The sequence below is a fragment of the Hoskinsella mucinilytica genome, from assembly GCF_045223415.1.
In the GTDB taxonomy this organism is placed as follows: Bacteria; Bacillota_I; Bacilli_A; order Erysipelotrichales; family Erysipelotrichaceae; genus Hoskinsella; species Hoskinsella mucinilytica.
This window is the reverse complement of sequence record NZ_JBEQZJ010000015.1, coordinates 1-19837: the sequence shown is the minus strand read 5'-3', so window position 1 is coordinate 19837 and position 19837 is coordinate 1. Positions and strand designations below refer to the sequence as shown.

Genomic DNA, 19837 nt, shown 5'->3' with positions numbered 1-19837 from the left:
ATTTGATAGAAGTTGCATTATAAAAGAAGAATATTTTCCTTAGAAAACAAAAAAGAGGTTTTTTAATTATATTCAATTTAATATTAAATAGTTATGTCAATAATGATATAATATAATAGGTAATGAAAGCGATATCTTTGTTCTGCTAAATTACATAACATATGATTTGATAGAGGAAAGGGTGTGATTGAATGAAAAAAATTTTATGGTCATTGTTTGCTTTGTTTATAGTTATCGTATTAGGTATTGGACTTATAAATGATATGAATGACATTGATATCAAAGTTATGTCAGGAACATTGCCAAAAGATGAGTTAGTAAGTTCATTCATACAATATTCTGAAGATGATGAATTCTATGGAATCATTAAAAACGGATTTGGAACCGTATATGGAATATCATATAAAAATGTCACTTTTAGCACAAAGAAATTGGATGAAGTTGTTGTAGGAAAACGAAAAGATATTGATCGAATGGATAAAGAATTGGAATATAGAAACAACAGAGTCATGATGATATATACTTTATTTAATGATAATGAATTAAAAGAAACATCTACGGGAAAATTTGAAAATAAAGATATGCAATTGATCAGTGTCAACTATACCATGGAAGTTGATGGGGTCTATATCCAAGGATATGTTCAAGGTGAGCTATTTCCAAAGACATATAAAACAATGAAAGAAGTACCTGAGGAGGAGTTAAAAAAACTAGATCAAACGGTAATCAAACAATTAAATGAAACGGTTGTACAAGAAAAGATAGATAAGCAGTCATAATAACTGTCTTATCTATCTTCTTTTAATGTTTAAAATGTCTACAACCCGTATATACCATAGCAATGCCATGTTCGTTACATACGTCAACTGATAATTGATCTTTGATGGATCCACCTGGTTGAATAATTGCAGTAACTCCTGCCTTTACAGCTTCTTCTACTGTATCCGGCATTGGGAAGAAAGCATCAGAGGACATTACAGCACCTTTTGCTTTTTCACCTGCTTGTTCAATCGCAATCTTAGCGGCACCGACACGATTCATCTGTCCGGCACCAACACCGATGGTCATATTGTCTTTTGCTAAAACGATCGCATTCGATTTTACATGTTTTACGACCTTCCATGCAAATAACAACTGCTCCATTTCTTCAGCTGTTGGTTTACGATTGGTTACACAACGTAAATCATCTTCTTCGATTTTTTTATCATCTATATCCTGTACCAATAATCCATCATTTACATTTGTAAATTTATAGGTAGTATCTACAGGAAGTGTAGTATCCAATGTCATCAAACGAATATTTTTCTTCTTTGATAATACCTCAAATGCATCCTCATCAAAAGAAGGCGCAATGATGATTTCCAAGAAGATATTTGCTAATTTCTCAGCTACCGCCAAATTTACCGGTTCATTAAACGCAACGATTCCACCGAAGATAGAAACAGGGTCAGCTTCATAAGCTTTATCCCAAGCTTCTTCAATGGTATTACCGATACCGACACCACATGGATTCATATGTTTTAAGCCTACTGCCGCAGGTTTGCCCGCAAAATCCTTTAAGATCTCAATTGCGGCATTTCCATCTTGAATATTATTATAACTTAATTCTTTCCCATGTAACTGTTTTGCATTCGCAAGTGAATATTGAGGATGCATTCCTTTATAGAAGGCAGCACTTTGGTGAGGATTTTCGCCATAACGAAGCTCTTGTACTTTATCAAAAGTCAACGTCAACTTTTCAGGATATTTTTCTCCTGTACGTTGTGTTAGATATTGTGCAATCATTGCATCATATTGTGCAGTGTGACGGAAGACCTTCGCAGCTAGATATTCACGAGTTATTGGGCAGGTTTCGCCGTTTTCATTTAATTCTTTTAATACTGCTTCATAATCATTTGGATCACAGATAACCGGAATAAATTTATAATTCTTAGAAGCACTACGTAACATACTAGGACCACCGATATCGATGTTTTCTATGATTTCTTCATGACTGACACCTGGTTTTTGTACCGTCTGTTTAAAAGGATACAAATTGACACAAACCAAGTCAATGTATTCAATTCCTAATTCCTGAATCTGTTTTACATGGTCAGGATTATCACGTACACAAAGCAATGCTCCATGTACTTTAGGATGTAATGTTTTTACTCTACCATCCATGATTTCAGGAAATCCTGTAACATCAGAAATTCCGATGGTCTGAATGCCGGCAGCATCCAGTGTTTTTTTAGTACCTCCTGTAGAGATAATTTCATAACCAAGCTTTACAAGCCCTGAAACGAATTCTACAAGATTGGCTTTATCTGATACACTTACCAATGCTCTTTTCATGATAACTTACCTACTCTTTCTCTTTGTTTAATTCACAGCTTAATTGCGCTACCACCTCAGGAAACAAGGTATACTCTAGGGCATGCACATGTTCTTCTAAGGTTTCTAAAGACCAAGTTGGATCAATGATGATTTTTTCTTGTCGAATAATTTCACCGGTATCAACACCCTCATCTACATAATGAACAGTAACACCTGTGAATTCCGCTTTCGCTTCATATGCATCCTGGATACTATGTGCCCCCGGAAAAGCAGGCAAATAGGCAGGATGAAGATTGATAATACCGTTGGGATAGTTTTTCAATAAAACCTCTCCGATAAAACGCATATATCCAGCTAGCACGATGAGATCCACATGATATTCTTTCAAAGTATGCATGATTTCTGTTTCATATCCGGCTTTTCCACCATAAGCTTTAGGATCAACATAACGATAAGGAATGCCTAAACGCTTTGCTCTTTCTATCGCATAAGCATGTTCCTTATCTACGATCAAGACTTTACATGTTGTATTTTGAATGGTTCCATCGTTGATCTTATTCACAAGATTCTCAAAATTGGACCCATTTCCACTGGCGAAAATGGCAATGTTTACCATTTCACTTCAACCTTTCCACTATTGGTTACTTCACCGATCACATAACTTTCTTCGTTGATTTCAGCTAATAAGCTCATTACTTTTTCTACATCTGCCTTATCAACTGCCATCATAAAGCCGATTCCCATGTTAAATACGTTGCACATTTCTTCCATAGGTACTTCACCATATTTCGCAATCATGTCGAAGATCGGTTTTTTCGGATATGCATTGGTATCGATCACAACACCTTGTCCTTCTTTCAACATTCTTGGTACATTTTCATAGAATCCACCACCGGTAATGTGACTCATTCCTTTGATTTCAACCTTATCCAATAAGTGTTTGATTGCTTTTACATAAATCTTTGTTGGTGTAAGCAATACATTTCCAAGCTTTTCTCCACCGATTTCATCATATTCTTTATGTAAATCTAATTTTGCATCTTTTAGTAAGATCTTACGGATCAAAGAGAATCCGTTTGAATGTACACCGGAACTTGGTAAACCGATCAAAACATTTCCTGCTTCGATTTTTTGGCCATCTAATAACTTACTTTTTTCTACAGCTCCGACACAGAAACCGGCGATATCATAATGTTTCACATCATACATATCCGGCATTTCTGCTGTTTCTCCACCAATTAGCGCACATTCTGACTGTACACAGCCATCCGCAACACCTTTGACCAATTGTTCGATCTTTTTGGGTTCATTTTTTCCGACTGCCAAATAATCCAAGAAGAAGATTGGGGCAGCCCCTTGAACCAATACATCATTCACACACATTGCGACAGCATCAATACCGACAGTATCATGTTTATCCATTTCAAAAGCTACCATCAGTTTTGTACCAACACCATCTGTACCACTAACCAATACTGGTTCTTTCAATCCTAAAGTAGAAAGATCAAACATACCACCAAAGGCACCGATGGAATCCATAGCACCTTTGATTTTTGTTCTTGCGACATGACTCTTGATCAATCTGACAGATTCATAACCTGCCTCTAAATCAACGCCAGCTTCTCTATATTTATCACTCATCTTGTTTTTATTCTCCTTTTCAAGCTTAATCTTCCCAAGACATTTTTTCTTTTTTGTCTTGTGTTGGCTGTTTTTCTGTTGTTTCCGGTTTCACTTCTTTTTTTACTTCCCCAACTTTTGGTTGTACCGTTTCTTTTTTCACAGTTTCAGGTGAAACATACACATTGGTTTCTCCGCTAGGGATACCGGATAGATTCACATTTCTTGTGACCTTTGCATCATAGGTGTTTGCTTTTACGATTTCACCTAGATCAATACCGGTAGTTTCTTTCATGGATTCAAATAGCTTTGTCATTACACCCGGAACATTTCCGGCCACAGGATCAATGGCTGTGCCTTCATTTCCGCCAATCACTGTAATCTTATCGATCTTAGATAGCGGCTCTGCAATCTTTCCGGCAACTTCAGGTAACACTTTGATTAACATTTCCGCAACGGCAGCTCCGGTATATTTCTGATAAGCTTCTGCTTTTTTATCCATAGCCTCTGCTTCCGCAATACCTTTTGCTCGAATGGCCTCCGCTTCTGCTTCACCGACCAATTGAATACCTTGTGCTTCTCGTTCTCTACTGTATCGATCAGCATCTGCTTTTGATTTTTGAGCTTCTGCTTCCTGTTGAATTTCAAAACGCTTCGCTTCTGCTTCTTTCTGTCTTGTATACAATTCAGCATCTGCTTTTTGTTGTTTCGCAAACTTTTCAGCTTCTGCTTGTTTCTTTACTTCTGCTTCCAAAGCCTTTTCTTTTACTTCAACTTCCTTCGCCTTCAATAAGACCTCACGTTCTTGTTTGGCGATATCCGCATCCGCTGTTGTAACTTCGATTGTTTTACGTTGGTTCTCTTGTTCGATCTGATATGCGGCATCTGCTGTTGCCTGTTTCATATCCGCAATCTGTTTTAACTCCGCTTTTTGCATTGCTAAATCATTGTTTTTGATTGCTATTTCTCGCTCAGCGATAACTCTTGCATCATTTGCCTGTCGATCCGCATCAGCTTTTGCCACCGCAATCTCTTTATCTGCCTCTGCTTTCGCAATGGCAGCTTTCTTTTTGATCTGTGAAATATTATCAATACCAAGATCATCAATGACACCATTGGCATCCGTGAAGTTTTGTACATTGAAGCTAACGATATTCAATCCCATAGCCGCAAGATCTGGCATCGCATTTTCTTTTACCAACTCCGCAAACTTTTGACGATCAGATACCATTTCCTCTAAACGCATACGCCCAACAATTTCACGCATATTACCTTCTAAGACCTCTCTGGCAACTCTGGCCATATAATCAGAAGTCTGATTCAAAAAGTTCTGCGCCGCAAGCTCTAACTTATTGCCATCGGTACCAACCTTCACATTGACTGCGGCATCTACTTGAATATTGATATAATCTGCCGTAGGCACCATACTGCTTGTTTTTACATCGATTGGAATCAATTTTAAGCTTAACTTATCTAAACGTTCTAGAAATGGAATCTTAATGCTAGCCTTTCCCACAATGATCTTCTTTCTTAAACCGGAAATAATATATGCGGTATCAGGTGGTGCTTTCACATATCCTATCGTAACGATCAAAATCAATAGGATAATGACGATAGCACCAACGATATAAGGCAAATATACTTGTAAATCCATATGATTTACCCCCTTTGCGTCTTATTTTTTAAAGTAATCTACACCATTCTTGAAGATATTTTGCAGTTTATCACCATCAATGTTCTTATAAAGACCATCTTCATAACGTTCACTGTGTCCCATCTTACCGAAAATTCTTCCATCAGGACTTGTGATACCTTCGATTGCGCAAGAACTTCCATTGATATTGTATGCTCCATTCATCGTAGGATCACCATCTAAATCAACATACTGCGTTGCGACCTGCCCATTCTCGAATAAGCTTGCGATAACTTCATCGCTTGCGACAAATTTACCTTCTCCATGTGACATAGCTACACTATGACATGCTCCCGGTTCAAAGCTTGAAAGCCATGGTGATTTATTGCTGGTAATTTTTGTAGATGCAATATGTGAAACGTGACGATTGATATTATTTCTAAACAATGTAGGAGAATCTGCATTCAGACTTTCGATATCACCATAAGGTAATAAACCTGATTTGATCAATGCCTGGAATCCATTACAGATACCAAGAATCAATCCATCATTAGCCAACAGTGTTTGTACTGCTGCATTTACTTTCGGATTGCTTAATACGTTAGCGATAAATTTACCACTACCATCCGGTTCATCTCCACTAGAGAATCCACCCACAACCATTAAAATCTGAGCTGTTGCAATTTTTTCACTTAATTCATTTAAAGAACGCTCAATGCTTTCTACATTTAAGTTATTGAAAACATAAATTTCCGCTTCTGCACCGGCACGCTCAAATTGCTGTTTTGTGTCGTATTCACAGTTTTGCCCAGGGAATACCGGAATGATAACTTTTGGTTTTTCATATGTTTTCTTTGCCTTGATCATTTCTTTACTATGATACTCTGGAGTATCGATCTTCTTACCATCATGATCAACGATCATAGGATAGATCTTGTGATAACGTGCATACCATACATGTAATGCTTCTTCGATTGCGATGGTCTCTTCATTGATATGGATCATAGCGTTATCTGTTACAGTACCTAAGTAAATGAAGTTTTCTTCATCTAATGAACCAACAGATTCTACGACGATAGATCCGATAGAAATAGAGAACATATCTTCATCACTCGTTACATCTACGCCTAGTTTATTACCAAAACTCATTTTACATAAAGCTTCCGCAATACCACCGAATTTCACTGTAGACGCCGATACGATATCCTTGTTTAATATATGTTTACGAACAAGATTGAAATTATTCTTTAATTGTTCATAATCAGGAACCATGTGTTCTTTTGGTGTGTGTTTTACAAGGTATAATTTATGACCTGCTTTCTTCAACTCTGAAGAAATTATATGATCAGTTGTATCGGTTGTTACCGCAAAAGTGATCAATGTAGGTGGAACACAGATTTCATTAAAGGTACCGGACATAGAGTCTTTACCACCGATTGCAGGTGTTTCAAATGCCATTTCTGCTTCGATCAATCCTAACAATGCTTGTGTTGGTTTGCCCCATTTTTCAGGATCGTTATGTAAACGTTCAAAGTATTCTTGATTGGTCAATCGACAAGTAGCCCAGTTACCACCAAGTGCAGTCACTCTTGCCAATGCCTCAACAACAGAATAAGCAGCGCCTAAATATGGAGAATATAAAGATACTTCAGGGTTATATCCATGTGTCATAATAGAACATGTATTGGTAAAACCGAATACCGGAAGCTTTTGTACACTACCTTCTGTTTCCGTCAACTGATATTTTCCACCGAATGGCATCAATACCGTTGATTTCCCAATGGATGCATCAAACATTTCCGCTAAACCGATTTGAGAAGCAACATTCGGCTGTTTCAAATCATCCTTGATATTATCCACCGTTGCCTTAAATGGATCTTGATCTACCAAGCCTTCTTTGATCAAGACATCCTGTAATCCACGTACACCATTTGTATTTAAGAAATCACGGGAAATATTTACAATTTCTTTCCCATGGAAGCTCATGATCAAACGATTTTCATCGGTAACTTCAGCAACAATCACACTATCCAAGTTTTCTTCATAGGCTAACTGTTTAAACGCTTCAAATTGATCTGCTTCGATCAATACAGCCATACGCTCTTGTGATTCGGAAATCGCAAGTTCTGTTCCTGATAACCCATTATATTTCACAGGTACCTTATCCAAATCAATTCGTAATCCATCTGCAAGTTCACCAACCGCTACGCTGACACCACCGGCACCAAAGTCATTGGCTTTCTTGATCAAACGAGTTGCTTCTGGATTACGGAATAAACGCTGTAATCTTCTTTCCATAGGCGCATTTCCTTTTTGCACCTCACTAGAACATTTTGTTAGAGATGTATCATTATGTTCCTTACTAGAACCGGTAGCTCCACCAACACCATCTCTTCCGGTAGCTCCACCGATCAATACGACGATATCACCCTTTTCAGGAGATTTACGAATAACGTTTTCTTTTGGTGTAGCACCAATTACAGCACCGACTTCCATACGTTTCGCTACATATCCATCATGAAAGATTTCTTTTACATAAGTTGTCGCAAGTCCGATCTGATTTCCATAAGAAGAATAACCGGCTGCTGCTCCCTTAGAAATTCTTGATTGAGGTAATTTATTAGGAAGTGCTTCCTTAATATCTTTTGTAATATCTCCCGCCCCAGTGATACGCATTGCTTGATAAACATAGCTTCTACCTGATAATGGGTCACGAATTGCACCACCGATACATGTACTTGCACCACCGAATGGTTCAATTTCCGTAGGGTGATTATGTGTTTCATTCTTGAACATCAACAACCATTGTTGTTCCTCACCATCTACATCTACAGTGATTTCAATAGAACATGCATTGATTTCATCACTGACTTCCATATCGTCTAACTTACCATTCTTACGTAGATATTTACCGGCAATGGTAGCCATATCCATTAATGTCATGACTTTCTTGCCACCATGTACTTCATTTCTTAATTTCAAATATAATTCATAAGATTTCTGTATCGTTTCCTGTAAAGAACCGGCCTCAAAATTAACACTTTGTAGAATCGTCTCAAATGTTGTATGACGACAATGATCTGACCAATAAGTATCCAATACCTTAAGCTCTGTCATTGTAAGATCACGTTGTTCTTCTTGCTTGAAATATTGTTGTACGTGTTTTAGATCAGCAAGTGTCATTGCTAGACCTTCCTTGTCCATCAATGACTGTAAAGCAACATCATCCATAGCACAGAATCCTTCGATCATCGGAACCGGTTCGATTTCAACGTCTTCTTCATAACCAAGAACCTGTAAATCTTTTTCTCTCATTTCTACAGGGTTGATCAAATACTTTTTGATACTGATAATTTCAGCATCACTTACTTCACCCTCTAAGACAACAATACGTCCGCTTTTGATCACTACATCTTGTTTGTTATTTAACAGCATTAAACATTGTTGTGCACTATCTGCACGCTGATCATACTGACCAGGTAAACATTCATAAGCAATATATGTTTGATCAGATAAATCGATTGTATCATATACTTCGTCGGTCACAACTTCACTTAACACCTTTTCCTTTAGTAATGCCATATCATGGTCATCCCCATGGAAAACATCATACACGTTATACAGTTTTACACCTGTTAATCCATTCAGATTCAGGTTCTGCTTCAGTTCATGAAACATTGACTGAGCTTCTACTTGAAACGCTTCTTTTTTCTTTACAAATACACGATAGTCCATCTTCTTCACCTTTCCAGTATGTTATTCAACTTCGATTACAGAATCAGCTTTAACTTTATCTGCCATAGATTTTTTGAATGCATCTAACTTTTCTGCGACACTTTCATCACTTAACGCAATCATCTGGGCTGCAAGAATAGCAGCATTTTTTGCGCCTGCTTTTCCGATTGCAACAGTTGCAACAGGGATTCCACCCGGCATTTGAACCGTAGACAATAAGGAATCCATACCACCAAGTGCACTTGTCTGAATCGGAACCCCAATCACAGGCAAGGTTGTTGAGCTAGCAACGACACCACCTAAATGTGCAGCACCACCTGCAGCTGCGATGATGACTTTGATTCCACGTTGTTTTGCGCCTTCACTCAGCTTAATGACTTCATCCGGTGTACGATGTGCACTTAATGCATGTGCTTCAAATGGAATATCAAATTCCTTTAGCTGGTTAAAGCAATTTTCCATAGTTGGCAAGTCACTGCGGCTTCCCATGACGATACTTACGACTGGTTTTCTGTTTTCACTCATGTTTTTCTCCTCCTGTAAAAATAAAAAAATACATATCGTTTTCAAACCAATATGTACACTAAAAACAGTTAAATTTTTGTATTAATATAGCGCATCTTCTTAAGACCATAAGTAAGACCCTCCTATAATAATAAAGACGTACCTGCCTGCATATGCAAACAAGTACGCCTCCGAACAAAAAGAAAGAGTAATTGTTTGCTTGTAGCCCGCAGATTTACGGTTAGCGGCTAGAAACTTGCCGTCCATATTACGGCATATATACAAGCGTTTCGTCAATACATAGATATTGTACTAAACTTCCTCTTTTATTACAAGTATATTTTACATTTCTTAGGATAAAAGTCATCATTGCTAGAACTATGATCCATTATAGATATACATAAGACTGAGGGTAATAATCAATATCAATATCAGCTAATTCTTTTTCTTCCCTATATGGATGTATCGTCCCTAATCCATATGCAACCGCAATCGTCTTGTCTTTAAAGTATTCATCATAATCATTTTTATCTATTCCACCATATTCATGGGTTGCTTCCCATATATGATATGGGGTATCTTCTATCACTTGTTTCAATTGCACTTCGCCTATGATTTTTTTCACAGGAGAAGTTGCATAAATAACAATGCTTTCAACATTCTCTCGCTTAAACTTTCGTTTTCTATATTCAAATTTCTTTTTTCCGTTTAGAATTTGATACGCATAAACTGGTTTTATTGGCAACAAGACTTTACACATGATGAATCCCTCTCTTTCTTCTATTATTATATTAGAATTTGTTTTTCACTTCTACTTAATCTTACTAATTTTTTGAATTTTTCTTTTTCCATTTTTTGTATAGATTGCGGTGCACCCTTTATCAACCCTTCTGATACTGCTTTATCAAGTGATACATGTTCTTGCAGGTCTAGAAAGTATTCAAATAAAATAATCAAATATCCTTTCTCATATGCCTCTTTCAAATATGACGTTTCATATACTGTACGTCTTTTCACAATTCTTTGAAAATTCTCATAAGTATCTATCTCATTTGCCTTAAATACTTCATCTACGACACCTACAACCGCTAGTTCTTGCTTTTCATTACTAAAATAAAATAGTAAAATATCATCTTTATGAATTCCCTTAATTCTAGCCTTTGAAATATAAACCTTTTTGATAACATTACTACAAGTTGATGCACCGTTTAAGTCAAACAAGCTTATCTGATGGTACTCAAAAGCATCATAAAACAATCTTTTAGAAAATTCAGGTTGTATAGGTATTAAATAAACTTGTTGATTCAAATAATAAATCACAGGATATTCAGTAATCCCTTTAAATAGATTTTTCAGATAAACATTTTCTAACTCCACATCATTATGACCACCTTTTGTTTTTTTTCTAGTATAGAAAACGAAGCCGTATTCAGCAAATAGTGTTGTCAGCCGTTCTTGTTTTTCAAATGCAGTAACATAGATTTCGTCAATATTTAGTTTCAATGCACGATCAATAATTAGCTTGATAAACGCTTCTCCAATACCTTTTCCATTATCAATAACCTTAAATGTAGATATTTTGATTCTTTTACCAGGCTTAAATTTTTTTTCGAAATCTTCATACTGTTCAGATTCATCTTCATTTTTCAGCATAAGAAAAGCCCCGATTTTCTTTTGGTCGTTATCAAGATAGGTCACATATGCTTTGCTATGAGTTTGCTTTTTTTTATTTAACCATATATCGAAGTCCTTATAATCTTTCCTTAGAGAATCAAAAAAATCATTATCGGTATCAATTGTGTATAGGTATTTTTCTTGAATAAAAACAGGAGTGTTAGTATAAACCTCCATTTTATCTTTTGATAATAGCTCTATACCTTCTTCAATAGTTAAAACTTTCTTACTTAAAAAAAGTTTTTTTGCTTTTTTGTGTATTCCTTGATCGTTTGTAAGTAAATAAGAAACGCAATTTTTATAAACGGCATATATCATACAATTATCAATATAGTTATTTTGCCCTTTATTCTTTCCACATTTATTGCAAAACTCTTCACTTGCATAAGGTGGATTCTCCAAAATAGGATAAACATTTATTTTAGACAATATAGTTTCTCTTTTTTCTTCATCTTTGTATCCGAGCAACTCTTTTTTTGATAAAGGATGAATACATAATTTATATTGTGTTGAATCTAATAATAATCTAGACAACAATTGTATGTTTTGGCTTAATTTTTTTTCTCCTTCTCGATAAATAATCATATTTGTATCTAATAAAATGTATTTCATTCTTATCACTCCTCATTAGTTAGTAGCCAAAATCATAGATATCTAACTTTCTTTACCTCATTATAGCCCATTATGAAAGCGTATTCTACATATATTTTGAAAAGTTACTTCGGATGTAGACCTTTTAGAAGATCATTGTGAAATACTTATGAGAGAATCAAATCGAAACATAGCGTGAGTGATATTTTTGATAACAGAGATCAGCATATGGGCCTGCCCAGTATCCTGTGAATTATGTTGTTTAGACCAAAAAAAAGGATGAAATCAATATTGCAGAATTGAATTGCCTGTCGCAAAAAAAGAAACCGGATAGGAGTGACTGTAAATAACGTTATTTTAATGCATATATAAAAAGAAATTGGTATAATAGTAAGGAGTTTTAAACACAGAAATGAGGAACCAATATGGCAGAGAAAAAGTACGATGTGAAAAGAGCATTGCGAGAGCAAAAAAAGATAAAAATGAAGGGCAACCTTTATCACTTGACGCAGGTGAGCTTTGCATATAATTCCAATCATATAGAAGGAAGCAGATTGACACAAGAGCAGACAAGAATGATTTTTGAAACAAATACTATCCTGCCAAATCAAGGAGAAGCGATAAGATATAATGATATTATTGAAACACATAATCATTTCAGGTTGTTTGATTATATGCTTGATCACTGTGACGATGAACTGGATACGGATCTCATGAAGAAGTTTCATGAAATTCTAAAAAACGGTAGCAATGATGCTGAACTTGAATGGTTCCGTGTTGGTGACTGGAAGCTTTTGCCCAATATCATTGGTGATCATACTGAAACAGTAGCTCCTGAAGATGTGGAAAAAGTGATGACAAAACTGCTGAATGAGTATCATGCAAAGAAAAAAATTGAGTTTGAAGATATCGTTGATTTTCATTATCGCTTTGAAAGCATTCATGGTTTTCAGGACGGAAATGGTCGAGTAGGCAGAATGATCATGTTCAAAGAATGCTTAAAACATGATATCGTTCCTTTTATCATTGAAGATATTCATAAGAGTTTTTATTATAGAGGTTTAAAAGAATACTCCAGTGAAAAAGGATATTTAATGGATACCTGTTTAAATTCTCAAGATCGATATATGGCGCTTTATGATGAATTGGTTGGAAATCTCTATCAAAAGAAAGATGAAATAGAGAGATAGATTTGCGAAATTGAATAAAGAACAAAAGAAAACAGTGATAAGAAATAATTCTTTTTCGCAGAAAGAAAACAGATAGATATTGAAGATAATAAAGATATCGCTGGTATCGGGCGTTTTACAGGAACGATAGAAACTGGGAAATGTGCAGATTTTATTGTGACTAAGAAAAATCCTTTAGATGATCTAACTGCACTACGTAACATTGAAATGGTTGTCACAAGAGGTAAAATCATTGAGCATTCAAAAGTAAAAAAAGTTGAGGAAATCGAAAAAGAATTGGATAAGTTCCTATAAGAAAGAGGAAGACCATTTTATATCACAAAAGGTTATATATGCTAAAATGACATATATAACCTTTTTCTTACTCTCTTATATATTATCTATTTCCTTATAAGAACATCGTCATATAGATAGGCAAGCACAAGATATCATCTTCTTGCTTCAAATCTTTGGTATAAATGATATAGCTCTGTCCAATTTTCTTATTGAATTTTGTTCTAAATTTATCAATGAAACTATGTGCTTTATAATTTAATGATTTTACTTCTATTGGGCATATCTTTTTTCCCTTGTGATAAGGAAATCTATTTCCATACGATTTTTCACATTTTCTTTATCATATTGACTATAGAAATACAGCTTATGTTTTTGAAAAGCCAAAGTCTGTGCTACATAGTTTTCCATGAACATCCCCTTTCCATGAGATCATATACAAATAAATCTTTGATATCCTCATCAGCTTTACTGAAGTCAATTAAAATATAACTTTGATATTCATTTTCCGCAAATTTCTTTGCGATATAAGACTTACCTACTCTTCTAGCACCTTCAATCAGCATAGCAGTTCTACCCTTTTTTCTTTTCCAATCCAGTAGATTCTGATAAACCTTCCTTTTCAGTTCCATTGTATCACTTTAGCATCATTTCATAAATCCAACAATTTTTTTTGCACAAATTATCATCATTCCAAGAAATCTTATCAACAAAATTCTCATCATTCCAAGAAATGTTTTACTTTTCTTTGCTTTTGGCTTATGATTCTGTACAATAAATTTATATGTGTAACAACGAAATAACTATACCAAATATTTTGTTATCTTTCCTTTACCTGTTTTTCGAATGATATTTCTCTTTAACAATTGATTTAATATCCTTACTGTTTTTGCCTTATTAAAACCAGTTAATTGATCAAGTTGCACTCTAGTCAAAGCTTTGTTGCCACGCAAATAGGTTACAATCATTTCCTCATCATCATTTAAGTCTAAATCACCATCTAAAATCGGTAAAATCACCAAAATAGAATTTTCAAAAATGCGATAAACAGGTTTTGTAAGATTTTTATGATAGGATTCATTGATCCTTTTTATTCCTGTTCCAAATTTTCAATGTAATGTAATCTGAAAAACACATTATACATTCGTTGCATTTTAGGTTGCATTCATACAACGCAAATGCTTCTTTAGGAATAGAAAAACGCATAATATCTTAATATACGATGATAGTTTTCATCTCTTAATAGCTGAAAAATATGCTTATTTAGACTTTTTACTTATCGTAATATCTATCAAAGTGCAACGAATAAACTTTCGTTGCATTTTTCGTTGCACCAATGCAACGCAAATAATTTTTTAAGAATAGAAAAAATCGCATACCATACATAATGTTATGATATTCGATCATAATCTAATTTTTTATAATCTGAAGGATATGCTTTGGTACCCCATGTTCATCACAATGGCCAATGACATTACCGGCTGCCTGTTTAGCGGCTTCACTTGCATTTGCTGTGGCATAGGCATATTTAAAACGTTTCAACATTTCTATATCATTACCACCATCACCATATACCGCTACTTCATTATCTTGAATATGAAGTAACTGTGCGAGCCTTGCAACAGCTTCCCCTTTATTGACAGCTTTGTCTGTGATCTCAAAGATTCCTTCATCAAAAGGAGCATTCACCACGATATCCCGATGTTCATGAATATAATTCATTAATTGATCATGTTGATATCTATCTTCTACACGACAGTTGACTTTCATAATTTCATGTTGGAGAATATCCTCATTTGATTGATTGAATCTGCAATCTTTTAAAAACTCAGAGATATCCGGCTTCTTCAGTACCTTTTTCCAAATACTTCTTTGTTCAAATTGTTTGATATGATCTTCCTTAGAGGTACGCATATAGGTGTGATTCATTCCGATACATTCAAAGTCAATCTTTGGAAATCGTGTTAACATCTCATGTAAAAAATCTTGGTTCACACTCTTTTGATAAATGATGTTTTGATTTTGATCCATGATCAATGAGCCATTCATACAAATCGTATAGATAGCTCGATCATGCATTCCAAGCTTTTTGATTTGATTGATATGCATATGTCTTCCAGTCGCAATTGCAAATTGTCTACCGGATTCTAATACCTGATCCACCGCCTCTAGAATGATCTCATCACTTTCATGATCTTGATTCAACAAGGTTCCATCTAAATCACATGCGAATAAACGTATCATTGAAGATCCTGTCCTTGAGTAGCGATAACCTTCTTATACCAATAGAACGAATCTTTTCTACTTCTTTCTAAACTTCCGTTTCCGGCATCATCACGATCAACATAAACAAATCCATAACGTTTTTTCATTTCTCCGGTACCTGCAGATACCAAATCAATACAACCCCACATAGTATAACCCATCAAATCAACACCATCTAGATTAATTGCATCATCCATAGACTGGATATTTTGACGAAGGTATTCAATTCGATAAGAATCATGAACACTGCCATCTGCTTCCTTTTTATCATCCCAACCGATACCATTTTCTACGATCCATAGTGGTTTATGATATCGTTCATATAAAGTATTTAACGCAAGTCTTAAACAAGCAGGATCCGTTGCCCATCCCCATGCATTGGTATTTAAATATGGATTCTTAATTCCCATCATTAAGTTCCCACCGCCTTCTATAGCATCTTCATGTGTAGTGAAGGTGCTAGAACCATAACAAGAGAAAGATAAGAAATCAGCCGGGTACGTTTCCAAAAGTTGAAAGTCTTCCGGTTCTGTATCTAATACGATACCTTTTCTTTCATATTCTTTTAATTTATAGCTTGGGTATTTTCCACCGGTTTGTACATCAGAAAACCATAGTGTCCCATGTGCCTGTTCCATCACCATTAATTGATCAGCAGGATCACAAGTATAAGCATACATTGGCTGATAAGCAAGCATTTGCCCTACTTGGATATCTTCACTGATTTCATGAGCTGCTTTGACCGTCAATGCAGAAGCCACAAATTGATTATGAGCCCCTTGCGCCTTGGCCTGTTCACTGGAATCAATCAATCCACCTGCCATAAAACAACCCCATTGCATCATATTGATCTCATTGAATGTCAACCAGTATTTTACTTTGCCTTTATAATGAGACATTACCGTTTTGGCATATTTCTCAAATAAAGGAATCAACTTTCTACTTTTCCATCCTCCGTATTTCACAGTCAAATGTAATGGTGTTTCATAATGAGATAAAGTCACCAATGGTTCAATATCATATTTTTTACATTCATCAAAAACAGCATCATAAAATGCCAATCCTTCTTCATTTGCGACATCATCATCTCCATTAGGAAAAATACGTGCCCAGTTCATACTTAATCGAAAGGTTTTAAATCCCATCTCTCCCATCAATGCGATATCTTCTTTATAATGATGATAAAAATCTGTTGCAACATGACTTGGATAATAGGTATCTTCAATCACAGCGGGAATTGCGCCTTCTGGAAGTTCCATTGGTGAGCCAAAGCCCATACCGGTGCTGCCGGTTTCACCTGTCGTAGGATTTATCCATGTCATTTGTCGTGGTGTTGTATGAGATCCTGCAGTTAATACATCTGAGGTATTAACACCTTTACCACCGTCCGCAAAACCACCTTCATATTGATTGGCAGCAGTTGCGCCACCCCATAAAAATTCTTTTGGAAACATCGTCGTATCCTCCTTTTCACATTTAGTTTGATTATATCACGTTCAAAAAAGGATTCCTTTTCAAAAGTCTGAAACTTTCATACAAAAAGAAAAAACGATCCCGAAAGATCGTCTCCGATGGAAGTCGTCTTTTTGTTATTTCTATGTTATTTCTTATCTCTATAATAGCGTAGATGACAGATATCATCTCCATTGGCGATGGTTTTCTTTAAATCAAGTTTACATCCATATGCTTCACCAATACCACGATCTCCACACATTGCGATATCACAGTACATTGCGATTTCTTCATCACTACATCCTGCTTTTTGCCATGCTTTGACCAATGGACAATAATGAAAATGGATTTCCAGTTGATCATCACTACAATTTTGTACTTTCATTTCAAACATCCATTGTGCTGGTTTGGTAAATAACGTTTTTCTTAGTCCCTTTAAACTGATCGTATTTCCCTTTGTGACAAGCTCTTTTCCTTGCGCAAGACCACAACGTTTGATAGCGGCAGGTCCGATTTCTTTAGGATCAATGCCTTTTTTAGATGCCTCATCGCATAATAGATATAACCAAGATGCTCGTTGTTCAAGTTGCCCACGGACTGCTGTTACCAAAGGATTTTTTATCCTTGCTTCATTACGAATCTTTGTCATAGATGCCTCCTGTTTATTGACATGTAAAGGAAAGTGTTTGACTTTGTTGAGCATGTTGAACGGTATCACTTAACTTTACATTTTCCGGATTTCCACTTACCCCAAAAACTTCTAATACAGATGTATCTGCTTTGGATAAATCAAAGCTGATTTCAATTAATAGATCTTTCTTTTTAGCGCTTACTTCAACCTGAATCCCCTCATCACTTTCCTTAACCCCAAGCTGTGTTAAGATAGAATCGCCTGCATTCTCTATTTCTTCTTCTGAAAGTTCAGAGGCATTGATCCCTATATTTTTTTCAGGCATAAGATATCTAATGTTAATTGTTTGAATCACATCATTTTCTGCATTCATCAACATTTCTATTTGATTTCCTTGACTCTGTGTTTTACAAGTTTTTGTTTCTTTTACTACTTCTGTTTCTTCTGTGCTACAACCAAATAAAAACAATATGGTTATCACAAGGAATAGCTTTTTCAATGAAATCCCTCCTATAAAAATCTATTGTAAAGCATCATACCATCAGATGTCTACATTTTACACAGAAAACAGAAACAGCAACCATAAAGATTGCTGTTATTGTTACATTAAACACTTATTTACAAGTAAATCCTTCAGAACTAGCTCCTTTTACTGCGTCACTTAACTTAGAGTCTGTTATTTCTTCAGATACTCCCATTTGTTTTAATATCTCAGCATCTGTTTTCTTTAAATCAAATCCTACCGTCATTTCTAAGTCTTTATCCTTAGCCTTAAACGTTGCTGTGACTCCTTCTGTTCCTTCTTCTACACCGATATTCGCAAGTCCTGCTTTTCCTGCTTCCTTTAGATCTTCTTCGCTTAATGTAGAAGCATCAATTCCGGTTAATGTTGAAGGCATCGTGATCGTCATTTCAATATTTTTAATGACATCATCCTCTGCATCCATTTTAATTGCCATTCCCATACCTGCTTCTTCAATTGAACAAGTTTTTGACTCTTTTTTGACTTCCTCTTCCTTTGAAGATCCACATCCAGCAAGCAATAATGCTGCACATGCAAAAACCATTAATTTTTTCATTTATTTACTCCCTTCAGCAGAATGATCTGCATCCCTTTATATGACAAATATATTATATCAAATCGTATTTATATTGAAATGATCTAAAGTGATTTCAGAAAAAATGTATGAAATATACCTTATATTAAATATTTTATAATCCATTTCAAATTTTAACTTTATAATTTAGTACTTTTTTATGATGCGATATTCTTTTTTTTAATCATAAATTAATAATAATGGAATATACATGCCATAATGTAAGATTTTCTTTGTCCTCTTGTATTTTAGTTATGGCAAAGTAATTATCCTTTATCAAAGAGTCATAGATTTTTCATGATTACTTTGCTATACTATACAAGGATTATTAATAAATATTATATAAAAACAGGAGGTGTCTATGTAATGAACATTAAAAATATGAATAGTTCAGATAGTGAATTTCCCCATGCAGAATAGTAGTAATGCAACGATCTGTATGGGATAAAGAATAGTTGCATTATCTGCTGATTCTGCACTTTATTTAATGACTTTAAGTAAAGGAAGGAATACATGAATGAAATATGTCAATGCAGCAGATGTGCTTCCTAAAGAACTATTAAAAGAGCTCTCAGCTTATGCAGGAGGAAAATTGTTATATGTTCCTTCATCAGAGAAGAAAAAACCATGGGGAAGTAAAAGTGGTTCTAAAAAATATTATGAACAACGTAATCAAAATATAGTAGAATTATATTTGAACGGAGTCAACATGATTGAATTATCCAATCGCTTTGGGCTTTCTTATGATTCAATTCGTAAAATAGTTAAGGAAAACAAGTAGGGCTTTACCTAAATGGATAAAGCCTTTTTTTATTTTTATTTATAGAAAGTAAAATATTATGGAAAGCTTTCCATA

The 19837-nt window shown here is 35.1% G+C and carries 20 protein-coding genes and 1 riboswitch; of the genes, 4 read left to right on the top strand and 16 right to left on the bottom strand.

The window, feature by feature from the left end; all coding sequences use genetic code 11:
- Positions 1–191 precede the first annotated feature (191 nt).
- A complete protein-coding gene (locus UGRO018_RS06835; RefSeq protein ID WP_416325724.1) occupies positions 192–779 on the top strand; it encodes a hypothetical protein in 588 nt (195 codons plus the stop codon).
- 22 nt (positions 780–801) lie between these two features.
- Here the strand turns inward: UGRO018_RS06835 and purH are convergent, their stop codons facing one another.
- From purH to UGRO018_RS06795, 8 genes are all read right to left on the bottom strand, one after another.
- Positions 802–2334 carry a bifunctional phosphoribosylaminoimidazolecarboxamide formyltransferase/IMP cyclohydrolase gene (gene purH, locus UGRO018_RS06830; protein ID WP_416325723.1) on the bottom strand — a complete coding sequence of 511 codons (1533 nt, stop codon included), beginning with the start codon at positions 2332–2334 and terminating at the stop codon, positions 802–804.
- Between the two features lie 10 nt (positions 2335–2344).
- Positions 2345–2932, bottom strand: a complete 588-nt coding sequence (gene purN, locus UGRO018_RS06825; RefSeq protein WP_416325722.1) for a phosphoribosylglycinamide formyltransferase — start codon at positions 2930–2932, stop codon at positions 2345–2347.
- Positions 2926–3957 carry a phosphoribosylformylglycinamidine cyclo-ligase gene (gene purM, locus UGRO018_RS06820; protein ID WP_416325721.1) on the bottom strand — a complete coding sequence of 344 codons (1032 nt, stop codon included), beginning with the start codon at positions 3955–3957 and terminating at the stop codon, positions 2926–2928. The genes purN and purM overlap by 7 nt, the downstream gene beginning before the upstream one ends.
- Before the next feature lie 25 nt (positions 3958–3982).
- Positions 3983–5590: an SPFH domain-containing protein gene (locus UGRO018_RS06815; RefSeq protein WP_416325720.1), complete on the bottom strand. Its 1608-nt coding sequence runs from the start codon at positions 5588–5590 to the stop codon at positions 3983–3985.
- A 21-nt stretch (positions 5591–5611) separates the two neighbouring features.
- Positions 5612–9304, bottom strand: a complete 3693-nt coding sequence (locus UGRO018_RS06810; RefSeq protein WP_416325719.1) for a phosphoribosylformylglycinamidine synthase — start codon at positions 9302–9304, stop codon at positions 5612–5614.
- Between the two features lie 21 nt (positions 9305–9325).
- Positions 9326–9829 carry a 5-(carboxyamino)imidazole ribonucleotide mutase gene (gene purE / locus UGRO018_RS06805; RefSeq protein ID WP_416325718.1) on the bottom strand — a complete coding sequence of 168 codons (504 nt, stop codon included), beginning with the start codon at positions 9827–9829 and terminating at the stop codon, positions 9326–9328.
- 182 nt (positions 9830–10011) lie between these two features.
- A riboswitch (purine riboswitch) is annotated at positions 10012–10113 on the bottom strand.
- An 83-nt stretch (positions 10114–10196) separates the two neighbouring features.
- The gene (locus tag UGRO018_RS06800; RefSeq protein WP_416325717.1) at positions 10197–10568 is read right to left on the bottom strand and encodes an ASCH domain-containing protein; all 372 of its coding nucleotides are present in this window, start codon (positions 10566–10568) and stop codon (positions 10197–10199) included.
- 26 nt (positions 10569–10594) lie between these two features.
- Positions 10595–12094: a hypothetical protein gene (locus tag UGRO018_RS06795; protein ID WP_416325716.1), complete on the bottom strand. Its 1500-nt coding sequence runs from the start codon at positions 12092–12094 to the stop codon at positions 10595–10597.
- Between the two features lie 404 nt (positions 12095–12498).
- On the opposite strand from UGRO018_RS06795, the gene UGRO018_RS06790 reads away from it, so the two are divergent.
- Both UGRO018_RS06790 and UGRO018_RS06785 read left to right on the top strand, forming a co-directional pair.
- Positions 12499–13263, top strand: coding sequence for a Fic family protein (locus tag UGRO018_RS06790; RefSeq protein WP_416325715.1), 765 nt, complete (start codon positions 12499–12501; stop codon positions 13261–13263).
- Between the two features lie 156 nt (positions 13264–13419).
- Positions 13420–13557 carry a hypothetical protein gene (locus UGRO018_RS06785; RefSeq protein WP_416325714.1) on the top strand — a complete coding sequence of 46 codons (138 nt, stop codon included), beginning with the start codon at positions 13420–13422 and terminating at the stop codon, positions 13555–13557.
- Positions 13558–13809: 252 nt separating this feature from the next.
- Here UGRO018_RS06785 and UGRO018_RS06780 read toward each other — a convergent pair whose 3' ends face one another.
- The 8 genes from UGRO018_RS06780 to UGRO018_RS06745 all read right to left on the bottom strand — a co-directional run bounded on the left by UGRO018_RS06780 (position 13810) and on the right by UGRO018_RS06745 (position 18963).
- Positions 13810–13947, bottom strand: a complete 138-nt coding sequence (locus tag UGRO018_RS06780; protein ID WP_416325713.1) for a hypothetical protein — start codon at positions 13945–13947, stop codon at positions 13810–13812.
- Positions 13932–14168: an AAA family ATPase gene (locus tag UGRO018_RS06775; RefSeq protein ID WP_416325712.1), complete on the bottom strand. Its 237-nt coding sequence runs from the start codon at positions 14166–14168 to the stop codon at positions 13932–13934. Before UGRO018_RS06775 ends, UGRO018_RS06780 begins: the two co-directional genes overlap by 16 nt.
- A 171-nt stretch (positions 14169–14339) precedes the next feature.
- Positions 14340–14504 (bottom strand): hypothetical protein, encoded by a 165-nt coding sequence (locus UGRO018_RS06770; protein WP_416325711.1) that lies wholly within the window; start codon positions 14502–14504, stop codon positions 14340–14342.
- 442 nt (positions 14505–14946) lie between these two features.
- Positions 14947–15780, bottom strand: a complete 834-nt coding sequence (locus UGRO018_RS06765; RefSeq protein WP_416325710.1) for a Cof-type HAD-IIB family hydrolase — start codon at positions 15778–15780, stop codon at positions 14947–14949.
- Positions 15777–17255, bottom strand: coding sequence for a glycoside hydrolase family 1 protein (locus UGRO018_RS06760; protein ID WP_416325709.1), 1479 nt, complete (start codon positions 17253–17255; stop codon positions 15777–15779). The genes UGRO018_RS06765 and UGRO018_RS06760 overlap by 4 nt, the downstream gene beginning before the upstream one ends.
- A 146-nt stretch (positions 17256–17401) precedes the next feature.
- Positions 17402–17902: an L-2-amino-thiazoline-4-carboxylic acid hydrolase gene (locus tag UGRO018_RS06755; RefSeq protein WP_416325708.1), complete on the bottom strand. Its 501-nt coding sequence runs from the start codon at positions 17900–17902 to the stop codon at positions 17402–17404.
- Between the two features lie 13 nt (positions 17903–17915).
- On the bottom strand, positions 17916–18383 hold the full coding sequence (locus UGRO018_RS06750) for a hypothetical protein (RefSeq protein WP_416325707.1): 468 nt from the start codon (positions 18381–18383) through the stop codon (positions 17916–17918).
- Positions 18384–18498: 115 nt separating this feature from the next.
- Positions 18499–18963 carry a hypothetical protein gene (locus tag UGRO018_RS06745; RefSeq protein WP_416325706.1) on the bottom strand — a complete coding sequence of 155 codons (465 nt, stop codon included), beginning with the start codon at positions 18961–18963 and terminating at the stop codon, positions 18499–18501.
- A gap of 535 nt (positions 18964–19498) precedes the next feature.
- Here UGRO018_RS06745 and UGRO018_RS06740 point away from each other — a divergent pair.
- Positions 19499–19762 (top strand): CD3324 family protein, encoded by a 264-nt coding sequence (locus UGRO018_RS06740; RefSeq protein ID WP_416325705.1) that lies wholly within the window; start codon positions 19499–19501, stop codon positions 19760–19762.
- Positions 19763–19837: the final 75 nt, after the last annotated feature.